This window comes from Streptomyces fragilis (genome assembly GCF_003112515.1).
Classification (GTDB): Bacteria; Actinomycetota; Actinomycetes; order Streptomycetales; family Streptomycetaceae; genus Streptomyces; species Streptomyces fragilis.
Genome location: NZ_BEVZ01000001.1, coordinates 421,250 through 438,180 on the forward strand (window position 1 = coordinate 421,250; position 16,931 = coordinate 438,180).

At 72.8% G+C, this 16,931-nt stretch carries 20 protein-coding genes; 6 read left to right on the forward strand and 14 right to left on the reverse strand.

The genetic code is table 11. From position 1 onward, the window contains the following. Positions 1-3: 3 nt before the first annotated feature. Positions 4-429 carry a D-aminoacyl-tRNA deacylase gene (gene dtd / locus Sfr03f_RS01855; RefSeq protein WP_108951962.1) on the forward strand — a complete coding sequence of 142 codons (426 nt, stop codon included), beginning with the start codon at positions 4-6 and terminating at the stop codon, positions 427-429. Between the two features lie 73 nt (positions 430-502). Here dtd and ygfZ read toward each other — a convergent pair whose 3' ends face one another. The 6 genes from ygfZ to Sfr03f_RS01890 all read right to left on the reverse strand — a co-directional run bounded on the left by ygfZ (position 503) and on the right by Sfr03f_RS01890 (position 5,742). Further along, a complete protein-coding gene (ygfZ, locus tag Sfr03f_RS01860; RefSeq protein WP_108951863.1) occupies positions 503-1,468 on the reverse strand; it encodes a CAF17-like 4Fe-4S cluster assembly/insertion protein YgfZ in 966 nt (321 codons plus the stop codon). A 9-nt stretch (positions 1,469-1,477) separates the two neighbouring features. Further along, entirely contained in the window at positions 1,478-1,954 is a 477-nt protein-coding gene (locus Sfr03f_RS01865; RefSeq protein WP_108951864.1) for a Fur family transcriptional regulator, read from the reverse strand. 24 nt (positions 1,955-1,978) lie between these two features. Continuing rightward, entirely contained in the window at positions 1,979-2,554 is a 576-nt protein-coding gene (locus tag Sfr03f_RS01870; RefSeq protein ID WP_108951865.1) for a heme-binding beta-barrel domain-containing protein, read from the reverse strand. Between the two features lie 253 nt (positions 2,555-2,807). Continuing rightward, entirely contained in the window at positions 2,808-4,001 is a 1,194-nt protein-coding gene (locus Sfr03f_RS01880; protein ID WP_359290720.1) for a hypothetical protein, read from the reverse strand. Next, the gene (locus Sfr03f_RS01885) at positions 3,998-4,849 is read right to left on the reverse strand and encodes a hypothetical protein (RefSeq protein WP_108951867.1); all 852 of its coding nucleotides are present in this window, start codon (positions 4,847-4,849) and stop codon (positions 3,998-4,000) included. The genes Sfr03f_RS01880 and Sfr03f_RS01885 overlap by 4 nt, the downstream gene beginning before the upstream one ends. Continuing rightward, on the reverse strand, positions 4,846-5,742 hold the full coding sequence (locus Sfr03f_RS01890; RefSeq protein WP_245967341.1) for a hypothetical protein: 897 nt from the start codon (positions 5,740-5,742) through the stop codon (positions 4,846-4,848). Before Sfr03f_RS01890 ends, Sfr03f_RS01885 begins: the two co-directional genes overlap by 4 nt. 116 nt (positions 5,743-5,858) lie before the next feature. Between Sfr03f_RS01890 and Sfr03f_RS01895 the strand changes: the two genes are divergently transcribed. Then, a complete protein-coding gene (locus Sfr03f_RS01895; RefSeq protein ID WP_108951868.1) occupies positions 5,859-6,221 on the forward strand; it encodes a DsrE family protein in 363 nt (120 codons plus the stop codon). 1 nt (position 6,222) lies between these two features. On the opposite strand, the gene Sfr03f_RS01900 is transcribed toward Sfr03f_RS01895, so the two are convergent. The 7 genes from Sfr03f_RS01900 to Sfr03f_RS01925 all read right to left on the reverse strand — a co-directional run bounded on the left by Sfr03f_RS01900 (position 6,223) and on the right by Sfr03f_RS01925 (position 11,038). Further along, positions 6,223-6,489 carry a DUF3099 domain-containing protein gene (locus tag Sfr03f_RS01900; protein ID WP_108951869.1) on the reverse strand — a complete coding sequence of 89 codons (267 nt, stop codon included), beginning with the start codon at positions 6,487-6,489 and terminating at the stop codon, positions 6,223-6,225. A gap of 61 nt (positions 6,490-6,550) precedes the next feature. After that, positions 6,551-6,838 (reverse strand): DUF1416 domain-containing protein, encoded by a 288-nt coding sequence (locus Sfr03f_RS01905; RefSeq protein WP_108951870.1) that lies wholly within the window; start codon positions 6,836-6,838, stop codon positions 6,551-6,553. 12 nt (positions 6,839-6,850) lie between these two features. Continuing rightward, entirely contained in the window at positions 6,851-7,690 is an 840-nt protein-coding gene (locus Sfr03f_RS01910; RefSeq protein WP_108951871.1) for a sulfurtransferase, read from the reverse strand. A gap of 171 nt (positions 7,691-7,861) precedes the next feature. Further along, positions 7,862-7,942: a putative leader peptide gene (locus Sfr03f_RS31615; RefSeq protein WP_350240574.1), complete on the reverse strand. Its 81-nt coding sequence runs from the start codon at positions 7,940-7,942 to the stop codon at positions 7,862-7,864. Positions 7,943-8,224: 282 nt separating this feature from the next. Next, the gene (locus Sfr03f_RS01915) at positions 8,225-8,956 is read right to left on the reverse strand and encodes an LmeA family phospholipid-binding protein (protein WP_108951872.1); all 732 of its coding nucleotides are present in this window, start codon (positions 8,954-8,956) and stop codon (positions 8,225-8,227) included. Positions 8,957-9,085: 129 nt separating this feature from the next. Beyond that, on the reverse strand, positions 9,086-10,126 hold the full coding sequence (locus tag Sfr03f_RS01920) for a LacI family DNA-binding transcriptional regulator (RefSeq protein WP_108951873.1): 1,041 nt from the start codon (positions 10,124-10,126) through the stop codon (positions 9,086-9,088). Between the two features lie 120 nt (positions 10,127-10,246). Continuing rightward, positions 10,247-11,038: a response regulator transcription factor gene (locus Sfr03f_RS01925; RefSeq protein WP_108951874.1), complete on the reverse strand. Its 792-nt coding sequence runs from the start codon at positions 11,036-11,038 to the stop codon at positions 10,247-10,249. Positions 11,039-11,302: 264 nt separating this feature from the next. Here Sfr03f_RS01925 and Sfr03f_RS01930 point away from each other — a divergent pair, with 264 nt between their 5' ends. From Sfr03f_RS01930 to Sfr03f_RS01940, 3 genes are read left to right on the forward strand one after another with little or no spacing between them, the layout of a single operon-like run. Beyond that, positions 11,303-12,151 carry an alpha/beta hydrolase gene (locus tag Sfr03f_RS01930; protein WP_108951875.1) on the forward strand — a complete coding sequence of 283 codons (849 nt, stop codon included), beginning with the start codon at positions 11,303-11,305 and terminating at the stop codon, positions 12,149-12,151. A 43-nt stretch (positions 12,152-12,194) separates the two neighbouring features. Further along, a complete protein-coding gene (locus tag Sfr03f_RS01935; RefSeq protein ID WP_108951876.1) occupies positions 12,195-12,449 on the forward strand; it encodes a MoaD/ThiS family protein in 255 nt (84 codons plus the stop codon). 10 nt (positions 12,450-12,459) lie between these two features. After that, positions 12,460-13,815, forward strand: coding sequence for a hypothetical protein (locus Sfr03f_RS01940; protein ID WP_108951877.1), 1,356 nt, complete (start codon positions 12,460-12,462; stop codon positions 13,813-13,815). 152 nt (positions 13,816-13,967) lie between these two features. Here the strand turns inward: Sfr03f_RS01940 and Sfr03f_RS01945 are convergent, their stop codons facing one another. Beyond that, the gene (locus Sfr03f_RS01945) at positions 13,968-15,746 is read right to left on the reverse strand and encodes a bifunctional metallophosphatase/5'-nucleotidase (RefSeq protein ID WP_108951878.1); all 1,779 of its coding nucleotides are present in this window, start codon (positions 15,744-15,746) and stop codon (positions 13,968-13,970) included. A gap of 180 nt (positions 15,747-15,926) precedes the next feature. Here Sfr03f_RS01945 and mshD point away from each other — a divergent pair, with 180 nt between their 5' ends. After that, entirely contained in the window at positions 15,927-16,856 is a 930-nt protein-coding gene (gene mshD, locus Sfr03f_RS01950) for a mycothiol synthase (protein WP_108951879.1), read from the forward strand. The last annotated feature ends 75 nt before the right edge of the window (positions 16,857-16,931 follow it).

The window sequence follows — 16,931 nt, forward strand, 5'->3', positions numbered from 1 at the left end:
ACCATGCGAGCGGTGGTGCAGCGGGTGGACGGCGCGAGCGTCGTCGTCGAGGGCGAGACGGTCGGAGAGATCACTGGTGAGGGGCTGTGCGTCCTGGTCGGGGTCACCCACGAGGACACCCCGGAGAAGGCGGCCCAGCTGGCCCGCAAGCTCTGGTCGCTGCGCGTCCTGCGCGACGAGAAGTCCTGCAGCGACGTGGACGCGCCGCTTCTGGTGATCAGCCAGTTCACCCTTTACGGGGACGCCCGCAAGGGTCGCCGGCCCACCTGGAACGCGGCGGCGCCCGGCCCGGTGGCCGAGCCGCTGGTGGACGAGGTGGTGGCGCGACTGCGCGCGCTCGGCGCGACGGTGGCGACCGGCCGGTTCGGGGCCGAGATGAGGGTGTCCCTCACCAACGACGGCCCCTTCACCGTCCTGCTGGAGATGTAGGGCCCGGCAGGGCGCGGGGCGCGGCAAGGGCCGAGGCCCCGCGGGCGGGGGCTCCGGGCAGGAGCCCCGCGCCCTACGGCTCGACCACGACCTCCTGGGCGGCCGCCGTCCCCCCGGCCAGCAGCCGGGCGTCCACGGGCACGTTGCGCTTCACCAGGGCGAGGGCGACCGGGCCCAGCTCGTGGTGGCGCACCGAGGTCGTCACGAAACCCAGCTTGCGGCCCTCGGGACCGTCGTCCGCGTCGCGGATCTCGGTGCCCGGCGGCGGCAGGTGCACCTCGCTGCCGTCCAGGTGCAGGAAGACCAGCCGCCGCGGCGGCTTCCCCAGGTTGTGGACGCGGGCCACCGTCTCCTGACCGCGGTAGCAGCCCTTCTGCAGGTGCACCGCGGTCTCCAGCCAGCCCAGCTCGTGCGGGATGGTCCGGTGGTCCGTCTCGAAGCCCAGGCGCGGCCGGTGCCGCTCGACCCGCAGCGCCTCCAGCGCGAGGATGCCGGCGGCCGGTCCGTGCGCCCCGGCGAACTCCTCGAGCCTCTCCCGGGGCAGGAACAGGTCCCGCCCGTACGGCGTCTCCCGGGCCACGGCGCCTTCCGGGGTGGCGGCGATCGACCCGGCGGGCAGGTGCACGAGGGCGAACTCCTCGGTGCGGTCGGCGACCTCCACCCGGTAGAAGAACTTCATCGACTCCAGGTAGGCGATCAGCGCCTCCTGGGTGCCCGGCTCGACGTGCGCCCAGGTGGTGGCGCCGTCGTCCACCAGGTACAGGGCGTGCTCGATGTGTCCGTGCGGGGAGAGGATCAGCGCCTCGGTCGCCTGGTGCGCGGGGAGCTTCTCGACGTGCTGGGTGAGCAGCAGGTGCAGCCAGGCCAGCCGGTCGTCGCCGGTGACGGTGACCACGCCGCGGTGCGAGAGGTCCACGAAGCCCCTGCCGTCGGCCAGCGCCCGCTGTTCGCGGAACAGGTCTCCGTAGTGCGCGGCGACGCCTTCGTCCACACCCTCGGCGGGGACGGCGCCGGGCAGCAGCAGCAAGGGACTCTTCATACGATCACCCTACGTGTCTCGGTCAGCAGGATCTCCGGGCGCGGGAGCGGGGCCCGCGGAGGAGGGCGGTTCCTTCCCGCACCGCTCGCACCGCCCGAAGATCGCGAAGTGCTTCATGTCGGTGTCGAACCCGAAGGTCGCCCGGAGCTTGGCGGTGAACTCCTCCGCCACCGCGACGTCCGCCTCGATCACGTCGCCGCAGTCCCGGCAGACCAGGTGCAGGTGGTCGTGCCGGTCGGCGAGGTGGTAGGTCGGGGCGCCGTGCCCCAGATGGGCGTGACTGACCAGGCCGAGCTCCTCCAGGAGCTCCAGGGTCCGGTAGACGGTGGAAATGTTGACCCCCGACGCCGTTCTCCTCACTTCACCGAGGATCTCGTCGGGGGTCGCGTGCTCCAGTGTCTCGACCGCTTCGAGCACGAGTTGCCGCTGCGGGGTCAGCCGGTAACCGCGCTGCCGCAGATCAGTCTTCCAGTCGGTGCTCACCACACCGAAAGTCTAGGGCGATCCGGTCTACTTGAAGAAGGCGATGCCGTCGTCCGGCATATCGTCGGGCAGGGCCTTGGCCCAGCGCTCGACCTCCTCGGGCGTGACGACCTTCTTCAGGTGGGCCGACATGTAGGGACGCAGCTCGACCTCGGGGGTCTGCTTCTCGCCGACCCACATCAGGTCGCTCTTCACGTACCCGTACAGCCGCTTGCCGCCGCTGTAGGGCCCGGAGGCGCCGGTCCGCGCGACCGCGTCGGTGACGACGTCGATCTGCGGCTTCTTGTCGGCCATCTGCCCGTACCAGACCTCGACGACGCCGTCGTCGCGGGTCATCACGATCTCGACGTTGCGGTCCTTGTCGATCCGCCAGAATCCGGACTCGGTCTCCAGCGGGCGGACCTTGTTCCCGTCGTTGTCCAGCACCCAGGTGTGGGAGTGGTACTCCAGGAAGTCCCGGCCGTCGTGGCTGAAGCTGACCTCCTGGCCGAAGTTGCACTTCTCGGAGCCGGGGAAGTCGTGCACGCCCGCGCCGGCCCAATTGCCGAGCAGGAAGGCGAGCGGGACGAGGTCCGGGTGAAGGTCGGACGGGATCTCGATCATGAGTTGCTCTTCGTCGCGAGGGGCGTAAACGGATCGGTCGGGGCGCGGGTCAGCGCTGGCCCTGGTACAGCTTCTTCACGGTCAGGCCCGCGAAGGCGAGAACGCCGAGGCAGACAAGGACCAGCAGGGCCGAAAAGAAGATCTCCACGGGTGCTCCTCAGATGAGCGCGGTATAGCGGTGTACACAAGAGCCGGACCCCAGCTTACGCGCCCGGGGTCCGGCTCTTCCTACGAGGTGCGTCGCAGCGCGCGGTCAGCCCAGCAGCTGGGACTGCAGCACGACCGTCTGCTGGAAGGGGACCGCCGGGGCGGTGCCCTTCCTGGTCTGCGTGATCACGGCGAGGGTGTCGCCGGCGTTCAGGTAGGCGTGGCGGCTCTGCTCGTCGCCGTAGGGCTTGACCTCGAGGTAGGCGAGCAGCGGGACGTCCGCGAGCGCCGCCTTGGCGGGCCAGCTCTCGTCGGCCTCCCACGCCTCGGTCCCCGCCGGCAGGAAACCGGGTTCGCCGTAGGTGGCCATGGAGTCCCAGACACCGGCCTCGACCTGCTCTGCGGTGTTGAAGTGCAGCAGGTAGATCTCGGTGCGGGTGCCGTCGGGCATGGTCCAGCCGCGGGCGGCGATGTGCCGCAGACCGTTGTCGGTGAGGAGCTGCGACAGGTCCTCCCGGGTGTCCTTCTCGAAGGCGGCCAGGAAGGCCTTCTTCTTCAGCCAGCCGTTCTCGTCGCCGGCCAGCTCCTTGTCCGCGGTGGCGCCCTCGGGCGCCGGCAGCAGGAGTGCGCGCAGGTCCGCGTGGTGCGCGCCTGCCGGGTTGTCGTCGGCGAACGGGGCGGGGCTGCCCTCGGGCAGGGGCGGCCGCACCAGCTCGGGGTAGTCCCAGCGGCCGTCCGGCTCGGTCGCCAGGCCCGGCACGTCGGTGCGCTCCATGGACGTGATGCCGTACGCGGCGCCGGTGCCGACGGCGGCGAACACCACCGCGGCGGCCGTCCACCGCCCCACGGCCCGCAGCAGCCGCCGGTGGTCCCGGGCCGGCTTCGCCCGCTCGGCACCGGCCGCCGCCCGGGGGGCGGCGAAGGGGTTGCCGGCCTCGGCCGGCGGGGCGCCCGTCACCGGGGCCTCCACCGGCAGGGCGGCCCCCGGCGCCGCGAACGCGGCCGGGGCGTCCGTCGCGGGCGGGGCGTCCGCCGCGGGCGCCGGCGGGGCGTCCACCACAGACGGGGCATCCGCCGCGGGCGCCGGCGGGGCGTCCACCACAGCCGGGGCATCCGTCACGGGCGCCGGCGGGGCGTCCACCGCAGACGGGGCATCCGCCGCGGGCGCCGGCGGGGCGTCGGCCGCGGGTGGGGCGGTGGGGGGCGACGGCGGCTCCGTGGCGGACTGCTGCGGCAGCACCGGCGTCGGCTCCTGCGGCTCCTGCGGCTGTGCGGCCTGATCGACGGCCTGCTCGCTCATACCGCCTCCCCCGGGGTCTCGATGCGGTCCAGCTGCTTGCCCATGAGTCCGGCGATGTCCTTCTTCTCGATCGGCCGGGGCGCGAACGCGGAGAGGCTGACCGTCACCTCGCCCTGGTGGCCGACGCAGTGCACGAACTCGTTGCGGCCCTTCTTGTCCGCCTCGATCACGTAGCACCGGGCGTTCTTCCCGTGCCCCGGCACCTTGGGCCCGGCCACGGCGATCCCCAGGTCCTTGACGCTCTCGAAGATCTGGCGCCGCCCGATGGAGCCGCTCCTGGCGTCCTTCTCGTTGCTCATCTGCGTGAGCACCACCTCGGTCACGTAGGCGCCGCGGCGGCCCTGCACGGTGTAGCTCCGCATCGCGACCCCCTTCATGCGCCGCTTGTCGATCTCCCGCTCGAGCTGCCTGCGCTGGCTCCGGGGAAGCTCGTCGAAGCTCTCCTTGGCGAGTGCGGCGGCCTGCTTGCCGTTGAGCTCGACGTCGGAGCCGTACTCGCCCATGTCCGGTCCCTGGGAGAGGTCGTCCTCCCAGCTCAGCAGCGCTCCGCGCAGTCCGTCGGTCTCGACGGGGGACGGCTGCGGGTCCGGCGCCTCGGCGTACTTCCAGACCGGCTTGCCCGGGTCACGGTCGGCGTCGCGCACGGTCACCCAGGTGAAGCCGGACACGGCCACCGCGGCGGCGGTCACCAGGGCGACGGCCGAGACCACCGCGATGCGGCGGCCCCTGCCGGGCTTCCTCGCTGCCTGCTCCGCCGGTACGGCCGCGAAGGCGTCCGGTGCTCCGGCCCCCTCGACGGTCTCACCGGCTTCGGGAGTTCGCGCCTCTTCGGTCCTCGCCTCGGTCACAGCCGCTCCATCTGCTGCTCGGCCAGCTGCGTGGCCATCTTCCTGCCGACCGGTCTGATGTCGCTGACCCAGACCTGGAGGGCGATGTCACCGCGGACGGCGGTCGCGTGCGCCTGGTACGACGTCATGTAGCCGGGCTCGGTCTGCGGCTTCAGCACCAGCACCGCCCCGTCCTCGATCCCCGGGAGGGGGTACTCGCGGGCACCCTGGTAGGCCCACCGCATCTGCCCCTCGTGCGCCCGGACCGATCCGAGCACCGACTCGTTGCGGAACTGGAGGAGGCTGATGGTCACCCAGCGGGTGTCGCTGTCCTCCCAGGTCACGCTCGCGACCCTGCGGATCTCGTCGGTCAGGTCGTCCGGCACCGAGGAGAGCTCGTCCTCGTGGAGGCTGGAGAACTCGTCGAGGCCCATCCACCCGCGTTCCCGCTCCTTCTTGCCCTTCGGCGTCTTCAGGAGCAGTTTGCGCAGGTCGCCGTCGGTCCTCACCTTGCGGTCCTGGGCGGCCGGGAGCGGGTCCGGGCCCTCGCCCTTCGCCTGCCTCAGCTCGGGCTGGGACAGCGAGGGCAGCTTGGTGGGCTCCCGGTCGGCCTGGACCAGGTATCCGGTGCAGGTGCCGCCGACCAGGCCGAGGACGGCCGCGGCGGCGATCAGCATCGCGGTGCGACCCCTGCGGCGCGGGGCGGAAGCGGTGGCGGGAGCGGCGACGGGCGCGGCGACGGGCGCGGCGACGGGCGTGAATTCCGCGGGCGTCGGCTCAGTGGCCGGTACGGGCTCCGCGGCGGATGCGGGCTCCGGCGCGGGCCCGCCGGTGTGCGTGGCCCAGGGCTCCCCGGGGGCCGCACCCGGCGCGGGCACGGCCTCCTCGGGTTCCCTGGGCGTGTCGTGTGACAAGAGAGTCGTCCCCCAGAAAGGATTCGGGGCACCTCCGCGAGGTTTCGCGTGCATGCCAACGGGAAGACTCTTCGACCGGCCTGGGGGTTGCAAGCGAGTTTGGTTACGATCCGGCCATGACCAAGAAACTGGTGATCAAGGTGACCGCCGGCGCGGACTCCCCCGAGCGCTGCTCCCAGGCGTTCACGGTGGCGGCGGTGGCGGTCGCCAGCGGCGTGGAGGTCTCGCTCTGGCTGACCGGCGAGTCGGCGTGGTTCGCCCTGCCCGGCCGGGCGGCGGAGTTCGCGCTGCCGCACGCCGCCCCGCTGCCGGACCTGCTGGACGCGATCCTCGCGGGCGGCTCCGTCACCCTGTGCTCGCAGTGCGCGGCGCGCCGGGAGATCACGGAGGCCGACGTGCTGGAGGGCGTCCGCATCGCCGGCGCACAGGTGTTCGTCCAGGAGGCGCTGGGCGAGGACACCCAGGCCCTCGTCTACTGATTCAGCGGGGCGGCGGCCGCCGCCTGCCGTCCAGTTCGTCCCACCACTCGTCGGACCGCCGGTCGCCGCTGGTCTCGTCCCACCAGCGGTCGTCCGGTCCCCGGCGGTTGGCGACCACCGCCGCGACGGGCGGGATCACCATGGCCACCACGCACATGGCCACCGCCGCCGGAACGGACCACAGCCGCACCACGCCCCAGGCCAGGACGAAGAGCCCGAGGCAGATGCCCATCAGCACGAAATAGGCGTGGCGCCGTCGCGCGTACATACCTCCAGCGTAGGCATGCGGCGCGACGGCGCCAGGGTCGTCGCAGGTGGTCGTCCGGCCGTCAGACGGCGATGGCGACCTCCGCCAGGCCGCCCTGCTGGGCGACGACGGTGCGGTCCGCGGTCAGACCGCCGGGAACCAGGGCCCGCAGGGTCCAGGTGCCCTCGGCGGCGTAGAACCGGAACTGGCCGGTGGCCGAGGTGGGCACCTCGGCGGTGAACTCGCCGGTCGAGTCCAGCAGCCGGACGTAGCCGGTCACCGGCTCGCCCTCGTGCAGCACCTGGCCCTGGATGGTGGTCTCACCGGGGCGGACGGCGGCGTCGGGGCCGCCTGCCTTAGCTCCACACATGGTCGTCCGTCCTCACTTACCGGGGCCGAGCTCGATCGGCACGCCGACCAGCGAGCCGTACTCGGTCCACGAACCGTCGTAGTTCTTCACGTTCTCCACGCCCAGCAGCTCGTGCAGCACGAACCAGGTCAGCGCGGAGCGCTCACCGATGCGGCAGTAGGCGATGGTGTCCTTGGCCAGGTCGACGTCGGCCTCGGCGTACAGCTCCTTCAGCTCCTCGTCGGACTTGAAGGTGCCGTCGTCGTTGGCGTTCTTCGACCACGGGATGTTCGCGGCGGTCGGCACGTGGCCGGCGCGCTGGGACTGCTCCTGCGGCAGGTGGGCCGGGGCGAGCAGCTTGCCGGAGAACTCGTCGGGCGAGCGGACGTCCACCAGGTTCTGCTTGCCGATAGCGGCCAGCACGTCGTCGCGGAAGGCGCGGATCGCCGTGTTCTGCGGCTTCGCCTTGTACTGGGTCTCGACGCGCTCGGGGACCTCTTCGACCAGCTCGCGGGCGTCCAGCTCCCACTTCTTGCGGCCGCCGTCGAGCAGCTTCACGTTCTCGTGGCCGTACAGCTTGAAGTACCAGTAGGCGTAGGAGGCGAACCAGTTGTTGTTGCCGCCGTACAGCACCACGAGGGAGTCGTTGCCGATGCCCTTGGCGGAGAGCAGCTTCTCGAAGCCCTCCTGGTCGACGAAGTCGCGGCGGACCGGGTCCTGCAGGTCCTTCGTCCAGTCCAGCTTGATGGCGTTGCGGATGTGGTTCTTGTCGTAGGCGGCGGTGTCCTCGTCCACCTCGACGATCACCACCTCGGGGTCGTCCAGGTGCTCCTGGACCCAGTCTGCGTCGACCAGGACGTCGTTGCGGCTCATGCTCCATCTCCTCCGGGGCAGTTGCGGGGGTGTCGGCTGGGCAGCTGAAAGCTGGCGAACACGGGGATGCGTGGGCGCGGGGCGCGGAACGGCGCGCTTGCGTCTTCGTCGGCCGCGGGCACACGCGAGGGGCCCGTCGGGCGGGCCGCGGGGAACGGGAGAGCTCTCCCGTCAGGAAGTGCGACAGAGCATGGCGGCCACGCGGCACAGGTCCACTGCCCGCCGCTTGGTGAGATCCGCCTGTCGCTTCATGCCCCAGATCCTAAGGAGCGAGAACCGGACATGTCACCGGCGTGTCGCATCCTGAGACGCGAATGCCCGCCATGTGGACCATTCGCCGCCCGGAAGTCGCCCGCGAGGGCTCCCGCAGGTCTCCCGGGGCCCCTGTGGCCGCTGGGACGGACAGGCCGTCTCGCGCCTCGGACGACTGGGCGACAGCCGCCTGCCGGACCGGGGGCCGGACCCGGCGTCCCGACCCCGCCGGACCGGGGGCCGGACCCGTCGGCCCGGCCCCCGTCGTACGGCCGCGGCCGCCTACCAGCTGGAGAGGTTCACGTCCTCGCCGGTCACCGTGAGACGCACGCCGTCGTCGCCCGGGTGGACCGAGGCGAGCCGCAGGCCGGGCGGCAGCTCGGACAGCGCCTGGTCGAAGTCGGTCACCGACCGCACCGCCTCCTCGGGCACCTTCACGCCGAGGTCCGGCAGCGAGGCGGCGCGCACGCGCAGCTTCCCGTCCTCCACCGCGACCTTCCCGAGCACGTTCAGCGCCGGCAGCTCCTGCCCGAACAGGGCCGGCTGCACCTTGACCTTGATCCGCCCCTCGCCGCCGCCGGAGAGCCCCACGACCGCCGCGGTCAGCCCGGGGGCGACCCTCTGCGGCTCGGTGCGGGTGGCCTTCAGCAGCTCGTCGTAGCGGACGAGCAGGTCGCCCTCGACCCGCGCCGCCCTCGACGGCGTCAGGTCGCCGTCCAGGCGGACGCCGCGGAGCCGGGCGTCGAGGTCCTCGACGGTCGTCTCCTTGCCGTCGGTCCCCTCGACCGGGAACTCGGCGATGGACAGCCGCACGTCGTCCAGGTCGCCGTCGGCGAGCTGGGTGAGGAACGGGAAGCCCTGGATGGACACCTCGGGGGTGTCCCGCAGTCCCTGCGAGGTCTTCAGCCCCTCGGCCGTCCGGTCCTCGGCGATGCCGACGGCGATCCGGTCCGCGGCCACCAGCAGTCCGCCGAGCAGCAGCGCCACGACGAGAAGTATTCGAACGGCACGCACCTGCGGGTCTCCCTACCTGGACGGGTCGGCACCTGGACGGTCGGCGGAGTGCTCGTCTCGACGGTAACGCCGTGGGCCGCTCGGCAGGGGAGCTTGTCGATCAGCTGTGACAAGCCTCGCGTACGCCCCTCACGGCTGCTGCGGGTCCCCGTCGCAGCCGCAGGAGCGCCGGACCACCAGGTGGGCGGGGACGACGCGCAGCCGGTCGTGCCCGTTGCCCGGGAGCCGCACGGTGTCGTCGAGCACCAGGTCGACCGCCGCGCGGGCCATCGTCTTGCGGTCGGTGGCGACCGTGGTCAGGGGCGGGTCGGTGAGCGCCGCCTCCTTGATGTCGTCGAAACCGGCCACCGCCAGCTCGCCGGGCACGTCGATCCGCAGCTCGCGGGCGGCGCGCAGCACGCCCACGGCCTGGTCGTCGGTGGAGCAGAAGACGGCCGGCGGGCGGTCCGGGCCGGAGAGCAGCCCGAGCGCCACCCGGTAGGCGTCGTAGCGGTTGTAGGGGGCCTCGAAGCAGCGGCCCTCGGTGGTCAGGCCGAAGTCGGCCATGGCCAGGCGCCAGCCCTCGACGTGATCGGAGACCGGGTCGCCGACCTCGGGGGTCTCGGCGGTGCCGCCGATGCAGGCGACGTAGGGGTGGCCGTGCTCCAGCAGGTGCCGCACCGCCCGGCGGGCGCCGCCGACGTCGTCGGTGACCACCGCGACGTCGTCGATCGCCTCGGGGCGCTCGTGCAGCAGCACCACCCGGGCGTCCCAGGCCTCGATCTCGGCGGCGGCCTGGTCGTTCAGGGCGTGGCTGACCAGGATCAGGCCGGAGACCCGCATGCCGAGGAAGGCGCGCAGGTAGTGGACCTCGCGCTCGGCCACGTAGTCGGTGTTGCCGACCAGGACCATCTTTCCGCGCTCGGAGGCCGCCTGCTCCACCGCGTGCGCCATTTCGCCGAAGAAGGGCTGACGGGCGTCCGGGACGATGAGGCCTATCAGGTCGGTCCGCCGCGAGGCCATGGCCTGGGCGACCCTGTCGGGCCGGTAGCCGAGTTGCGCGATGGCGGCCAGCACACGTTCGCGGGTGGCCGGGGCGACCGGCCGGGGTCCGTTGTTGATGACGTAGCTGACCACGGCGGTCGAGGTACCCGCCAGTCGCGCCACGTCGTCCCGAGTCACCTTGGCCACGCGCGGAGTCTACGCGTATGGAAACACCTCTGGGCAGGACATCTACGCTTTGCTGTCGACGCCGGACCCCCTCCTCGGCGGGCCCGGAAGGGTCCGCCGAACGCCCGTGGACCCCTTCCGTCAGGCGTCGGCGGCCATTTGGGGGATGCTCTGTCCCGTTTCCGCCTGCTTCGCGCCCGGACGCGCGCCGCGGGAACCGGTGGCCGCCGGGCCCTTGGCGTCCTCGGCGGGGCGTTCGCCCTTCTCAGGAGTTACGAACCGGTAGCCCACATTGCGGACGGTTCCGATCAGCGATTCGTGCTCCGGGCCGAGTTTCGCGCGCAGCCGCCGCACGTGGACGTCGACCGTCCGGGTGCCGCCGAAGTAGTCGTAGCCCCAGACCTCCTGGAGCAGCTGGGCGCGGGTGAAGACCCGGCCGGGGTGCTGGGCGAGGTACTTCAGGAGCTCGAACTCCTTGAAGGTGAGGTCCAGGACCCTGCCCTTGAGCTTGGCGGAGTAGGTCGCCTCGTCGACGGAGAGGTCACCGTTGCGGATCTCCATCGGCGAGTCGTCGCCGGTGAGCTGCAGGCGGCCGACGGCGAGCCGCAGGCGGGCCTCCACCTCGGCGGGGCCGGCGGTGTCGAGGAGGACGTCGTCGACGCCCCAGTCGGCGGTGACGGCGGCCAGGCCGCCCTCCGTGACGATCAGGATCAGCGGACAGCCGGGCCCGGTGGAGCGGAGCAGCTGGCAGAGGCTGCGGACCTGCGGCAGGTCACGACGGCCGTCGACCAGGATGACGTCGGCACTGGGCACGTTCACCAGCGCGGGACCCTCGGCGGGGGCGACGCGCACGTTGTGGAGCAGCAGGCCGAGGGCGGGCAGCACCTCGGTCGAGGGCTGGAGGGCGTTGGTGAGGAGCAGGAGTGAGCTCATCGGGTCTCCACACTGTCGGTGGTCCGGTGGTGCACGGCTGGCTTGCCCATAACGTCTGGTTCCTCCTGGGTCCCCGCGAGGACGTTTGCGGCACTGCTCTCGGCGCGTGGCGGGCTCCGTCGCCCCGGGGCCCCTCGCCGCACCGCGTCGTGCTGGAGAAGTCCCGTGCACCTGCGCTTTCAGACTCGTATACAGCTCGCTCTAATGCACGAAAGGACCCGGGGGCTGCGTCGCCCGAGTCCTCTGCCCAGCAGAATAACCCACATGAGCACTGGCAGGGCAGGTCAAACAGCTGATTCGGGTGACGTCCCGAAGGCTGAGACAAAGCACCGGTACCCCCGAAGAGCCTTTCTGCGTACGGCCGACGGGGTGAGCATCGACGCCGCGTACGAGCCGGGAACGGCTGTATACGATCCGCCCGGAGCGGAATCCGATCATCCGGTGATTGTGGTCGCGCACGGATTCACCGGAGATCTGGACCGGCCCCACGTGCGGCGAATAGCGCGTTCCTTTTCACATTTCGCCGCGGTGATCACTTTCTCCTTCCGGGGCCACGGCGCGTCCGGCGGGCACTCCACCGTGGGCGACAAGGAGGTCCTCGACCTGGCCGCCGCGGTCGCCTGGGCGAGGGAGCTGGGTCACCGGCGGATCGCCACGGCCGGCTTCTCCATGGGCGGCTCGGTGGTGGTGCGGCACGCCGCCCTGCCGGACGCCGGCGTGGACGCGGTCGCGACGGTCAGCGGCCCGGCCCGCTGGTACTACCGGGGGACGGCGGCGATGCGGCGGCTGCACTGGGTGGTGCTGCGGCCGGCCGGGCGGCTGGTCGGGCGGCTCGCGCTGCGCACCCGCATCCACCACCGGGACTGGGACCCGGTGCCTCCCTCGCCGGTCGAGTCGGCCCCGTTGATCGCGCCCGTCCCGCTGCTGGTGGTGCACGGGGACAGCGACCCCTACTTCCCCCTCGACCACCCGCGCTCGCTGGTCGAGGCGGCCGGGGGCCACGCCGAGTTCTGGCTCGAGGAGGGCATGGGCCACGCGGAGAACGCCGTGGACGAGGCACTGGCCCGGCGGCTCGGCACCTGGCTGGCCGACGCCGCCCGCCGGGGCCGCTAGCCTGACCGTGTTCACACATCAGTTCACTCAGCCGAGGAACGGTATGGCACAGGTCACGGTGCGCTACTGGGCCGCCGCCAAGGCCGCGGCCGGCGTCGCCGAGGAGTCCTTCGACGCGGACACCCTCGCCGACGCGCTGGACGCGGTCCGCACACGGCACCCCGGAGAACTCACCCAGGTACTGCGGCGCTGCTCGTTCCTGATCGACGGCGATCCCGTGGGGACCCGCGGGCACGACACCGTACGGCTGGCCCCGGGCGGCACGGTCGAGGTGCTCCCGCCGTTCGCAGGAGGGTGACCCCCACAGCATGAGCAACCAGTACGAGCAGCCGTACCCGGGGCCGCACGGCCCGGGTGACGGCTACCCGGAGCCGCCGTCGCCGTCGGAGACCACCCAGCAATGGCAGGGCAACACCTGGGACTCCCAGATGCAGCCCCGCCTCGGCGCCTCGCCGGCCCACGGGCCGCAGGCCGCGCGGGCGGCGTACCCGCCGCCGGCGCAGCCCGGCGCGGCGGTCCCGTACCCGCACTCCAGCGGCCCGATGCCGGTCGCCGAGGCCCCCGGGACGCACGGCGGCCACGCCCGGTACGACGGCACGCACGCCGCTGCCGCGCGGTACGACGATGCGCAGCACACTGCCGGGCAGTACGACGGCGCGCACGCCGCTGCCGCGCGGTACGACGGCGCGCAGCGCACTGCCGGGCAGTACGACGGCGCGCGAACCGGCCCGCACGCGCACGCCGCGGGCCAGGCCACGGGGCGCGCCGCTGCCCAGGCCCCGCAGGCGGCCGCGCACGCCACCCCCGCGGATCCGCGGGCGGGGCACGGCGCGGCGGCGGAGCCCGCCGGCGGAGCCCCGGCCGGCGACGACCGGGGCGGCCCGGACCTCGCCGGTTACGGCCCCGCGACCGTCGGCGGCAACGCCCGGGTGACGGACGCCCAGCGCGCCCGCGCCGAGGGCCGCTCCCCGATCATCGACCCCGGCATCCAGCCCGCCGCGCTGACCGCCGCGCTCTCCCTGCTGCTGGCCGGGGGCGCGGCCCTCGGCTCCTGGGCGCTGCTGCTCCCGCTGGTCGTGCTGCAGGGCCTGACCGCGGCCGGCTGGTTCCGCCTCAACGGCATGTGGCCCGCCCGCCAGGGCATCGCCCTCGGCTTCCTCGGCGCGCTGGCCGCCGACGCCGCCGTCCTGGTCGTCGGCCGCGAGCACGGCACCGGCGCGGTCCTCGGCACGCTGGGCGTGTGGGTGCTGCTCACCCTGGTCCTCCAGCTCCGCAGCCACGCCGAGCCGGACGAGCGGATGTACGGCCTCACCGCCGCCCTCGCCGCCGCCGCACTGGCCATCCTGGCCACGGGCCACCTCGCCGCCGCCCCGGAGGCGGTGACCACCGGCGGCGTCGCGGTGGCCGCCGCGATCCTGGTCCGTGCCGTCGTGGCCAAGCCGCCGGTGGCCGGCATGGTCCTCGCGGTCGCCGTGGCGGCCGGTGCCGGCCTGCTCCTGGGCGACGGGACCGAGGGCGCGCTGCTGGGCGCGGTGGCCGGTCTGTGCGCCGTGGTGGGTCACCGGGTCGCCGCCTACGACTACCCGTCCCGCTTCGTGCACTTCACGGCGGGCGTCGCCCTGCCGCTCGCCCTGGCCGCCCCCGCGGCGCTCCTGCTGGGCTGAGCGGCGGGCCCGCCGCCCGCCCCGCACACGAGAGGGCCGCCCCGTGCAGTGCACGGGGCGGCCCTCTCGTCGTCGGGTCCTCAGGCCGTCCGGCCCCCAAGCCGTCCGGCCGTCGGCCTCACGTGACGACGGTCCTCACGTGACGACGGTCCTCACTTCACGATGGTGATGCGGTCCGCCGCCGGCGGAGCGATCGGCGACGTGGCGGAGGAGTGCGCGGTCAGGTAGTCCGCGAGCGCCGTCAGGTCGTCGCTGCCGACGAACGGGTCGGTGCCCTTGGCGAGCGCCGGGAAGTTGTCCCCGCCGCCGGTGAGGAAGTTGTTCATCGCGACCCGGTAGGTGGCCGTGAGGTCCACCGGCAGGCCCTGGATCCGGATCGAGTCGGCGACCACGCGGTCGGCGCCGGACTTCGTCATGTCCAGCGTGTAGGTGAGCCCCTCGGAGACCTGCAGGATCTTCGGCGCGGCCGCGTTCTTGTCGCTCACCTGCTGCTGCAGGGCCGCGACGATGTCCGCGCCCTTGAGGTCGACCAGGTTCACCGTGTTGCCGAACGGCTGGACGTCGAAGGCCTCGCCGTAGGTGACGACGCCCTCCCCCTCGGTGCCGCGGGGCACGTAGTTGAGCTCGGCACGGATGCCGCCCGGGTTCATCAGGGCGAACGCCGTGGACGGGTCCACCGAGCGGGCGTGCTCGAGCTGCGCGTCGGCGATCAGGTCGCCCAGGGGGCTCTCGATGCCGTCCTTGGAGATCTTGGCGCTGACGTGACCGACGGGCCGGTTGCTCACCGGCTCCGACAGGGCCCTCCAGCGCTTGATCAGCGTGCTGATGTCTTCGGCGGGGTCCTGCTTCCGGCTGACCACGTGGTTGGCCGAGTCCACCGCGGTGCGCACGATGTCCTTGGTCGCCACGTCGTAGGTCAGCGTGGTGTCCGTGTACAGACGGCCGAAGGCCGCCGCCGAGGTCACCATGCGGGGGTTGCCCGCGGGGTCGGCGATGTCGCAGACGTACGCGTTGTGGGTGTGACCGGTGACCAGCGCGTCGACCTTGGGGCTGACGTTCTTCGCGATGTCGACGATCGGGCCGGAGACGCCGCCGGCCTCCGCGTCGCACAGGTAGTTGTACGCGCCGTTGGCGGGCACGCCGCCCTCGTGGACCAGCGCGACGATGGACTTGACGCCCTGCCGGTTCAGCTCGTCGGCGTACTTGTTGATCGTCTCGACCTCGTCGTGGAACTCGAGGCCCTTGACGCCCTCGGCGGTGACGATGCCGGGGGTGTTCTCCAGCGTGACGCCGATGAAGCCGATCTTGACCGGCCCCTTCTTCCAGACCCAGTACGGGGCCAGGGCGGTCCTGCCGGTCTTCTCGAGGGTCACGTTGGCGCCCAGGTACGGGAAGTCGGCGCCCTTGAACGGCGTGTCGGTGTAGCAGCCCTCCGTCGGGTGGCAGCCGCCGTCGCGCATGCGCTTCAGCTCGGCGAGACCCTCGTCGAACTCGTGGTTGCCGACACCGGACACGTCGAGGTCGAGCTCGTTGAGCGCCTCGATGGTCGGCTCGTCGTGGAACAGGCCGGAGAGCAGCGGGCTGCCGCCGATCAGGTCGCCGGCCGCGGCCGTGACGCTGTAGCGGTGGCCCTCGCGCGCGGTGCGCAGCGAGGCCGCCAGGTACTCGGCGCCGCCGACGCCCTCGAGGGTCTTGGTCGAGCCGTCGGGCTGAATCTCCGTCAGACGGGCGTTGGACCCCGTCGGGGGCTCCAGGTTGCCGTGCAGGTCGTTGAACGAGAGCAGCTGCACGTCGACCGTGCGGGCGCTCGCGGCCCGGGTGGCGTCGGACGCGCCGGCGGGAAGCGCGGCGGTCAGCGCGCCGACGGTGGCCAGCGCGGCGCCGGTGATCAGAATGCGGTGGGTACGTCGCTGCCGGGTGATCCGCGGCATGGTCCCCCCTCTTGAATGAGTAGGTGCACAGTGGGGTGGCTGAGCGGCAGCTTAGGGTCAACGCGCGTAGCTGCGACAGGGGCCGCGGGTCACATCCTGGTTTCGACCGGCCGGCCCCCGTCGCGCGGACACCGCGCCGCCGGCCTGTGACGTGGCCGGCGGGCGGCCTAGGCTCGGAGCATGACCAGCCCTCTCAGTCCTCGCCAGATCGACACCCTGGACCGCCTCACCCCCGCTCAGGTCGACGCGGTGACCGCCCTGTTGTCGGCCGCCTCGGACGCGGACGGCCAGCACGCCGTGTCCGAACAGGGCCGGCTGCACCTGAGGAGCGGTGAGCCCCGCCCCGGCATCCTCCACCTGCTGCTGACCGTGGGGGACGACGGCGAACTGGCCGGTTACGCCCAGCTCGACGGCTCCGAGCTCGTCGAGCCGCCCGCCGCCGAGCTGGTGATCCACCCCGCCCACCGCGGCCGGGGCCACGGCCGCGCGCTGGGCAGCGCCCTGCTCGCCGCCACCGGCAAGCGCCTGCGGGTGTGGGCGCACGGCGGCCACGCCTCCGCCCGCCACCTCGCGCAGGTCCTCGGCCTCACCCTCTTCCGCGAACTGCGTCAGATGCGCCGCCCGCTGACCGGCCCGAACGCCCCGGAGCTGCCCGAGCCGGTCCTGCCGCCGGGCGTCACCGTCCGCACCTTCGTGCCCGGCCAGGACGACGCGGCCTGGCTCGCCGTCAACGCCGAGGCCTTCGCCCACCACCCCGAACAGGGCTCGCTGACCCAGCGCGACCTGGACGACCGCAAGGCCGAGGCCTGGTTCGACCCGGAGGGCTTCTTCCTCGCGGAGAAGGACGGCGAACTGGTCGGCTTCCACTGGACCAAGGAGCACGCCGAGGAGGACCTCGGCGAGGTCTACGTGGTCGGGGTGCGCCCCGGCGCCCAGGGCGGCGGCCTGGGCAAGGCGCTCACCGTCACCGGCCTGCGCCACCTGGCCGCGCGCGGCCGGCCCACCGCGATGCTCTACGTGGACGGCGACAACAAGGCCGCCGTCACCGTCTACGAGCGCCTCGGTTTCACCACCCACGAGACGGACCTGATGTACCGCACGGAACTCTGACCGGCGACTGCGTCCCGGTTCCCACCCCGGCGACTCCCCCCAGGGGGCGGCGACTTGACGCCGCCCCCTTCCTTG

Coding starts and splice junctions, on each gene's coding strand:
- dtd (WP_108951962.1), top strand. CDS start 4: ATGCGAGCGGTGGTGCAGCGGGTGGACGGCGCGAGCGTCGTCGTCGAG.
- ygfZ (WP_108951863.1), bottom strand. CDS start 1,468: ATGAAGAGTCCCTTGCTGCTGCTGCCCGGCGCCGTCCCCGCCGAGGGT.
- Sfr03f_RS01870 (WP_108951865.1), bottom strand. CDS start 2,554: ATGATCGAGATCCCGTCCGACCTTCACCCGGACCTCGTCCCGCTCGCC.
- Sfr03f_RS01880 (WP_359290720.1), bottom strand. CDS start 4,001: ATGAGCGAGCAGGCCGTCGATCAGGCCGCACAGCCGCAGGAGCCGCAG.
- Sfr03f_RS01895 (WP_108951868.1), top strand. CDS start 5,859: ATGACCAAGAAACTGGTGATCAAGGTGACCGCCGGCGCGGACTCCCCC.
- Sfr03f_RS01900 (WP_108951869.1), bottom strand. CDS start 6,489: ATGTACGCGCGACGGCGCCACGCCTATTTCGTGCTGATGGGCATCTGC.
- Sfr03f_RS01905 (WP_108951870.1), bottom strand. CDS start 6,838: ATGTGTGGAGCTAAGGCAGGCGGCCCCGACGCCGCCGTCCGCCCCGGT.
- Sfr03f_RS01910 (WP_108951871.1), bottom strand. CDS start 7,690: ATGAGCCGCAACGACGTCCTGGTCGACGCAGACTGGGTCCAGGAGCAC.
- Sfr03f_RS31615 (WP_350240574.1), bottom strand. CDS start 7,942: ATGAAGCGACAGGCGGATCTCACCAAGCGGCGGGCAGTGGACCTGTGC.
- Sfr03f_RS01925 (WP_108951874.1), bottom strand. CDS start 11,038: ATGAGCTCACTCCTGCTCCTCACCAACGCCCTCCAGCCCTCGACCGAG.
- Sfr03f_RS01930 (WP_108951875.1), top strand. CDS start 11,303: ATGAGCACTGGCAGGGCAGGTCAAACAGCTGATTCGGGTGACGTCCCG.
- Sfr03f_RS01935 (WP_108951876.1), top strand. CDS start 12,195: ATGGCACAGGTCACGGTGCGCTACTGGGCCGCCGCCAAGGCCGCGGCC.
- Sfr03f_RS01940 (WP_108951877.1), top strand. CDS start 12,460: ATGAGCAACCAGTACGAGCAGCCGTACCCGGGGCCGCACGGCCCGGGT.
- Sfr03f_RS01945 (WP_108951878.1), bottom strand. CDS start 15,746: ATGCCGCGGATCACCCGGCAGCGACGTACCCACCGCATTCTGATCACC.
- mshD (WP_108951879.1), top strand. CDS start 15,927: ATGACCAGCCCTCTCAGTCCTCGCCAGATCGACACCCTGGACCGCCTC.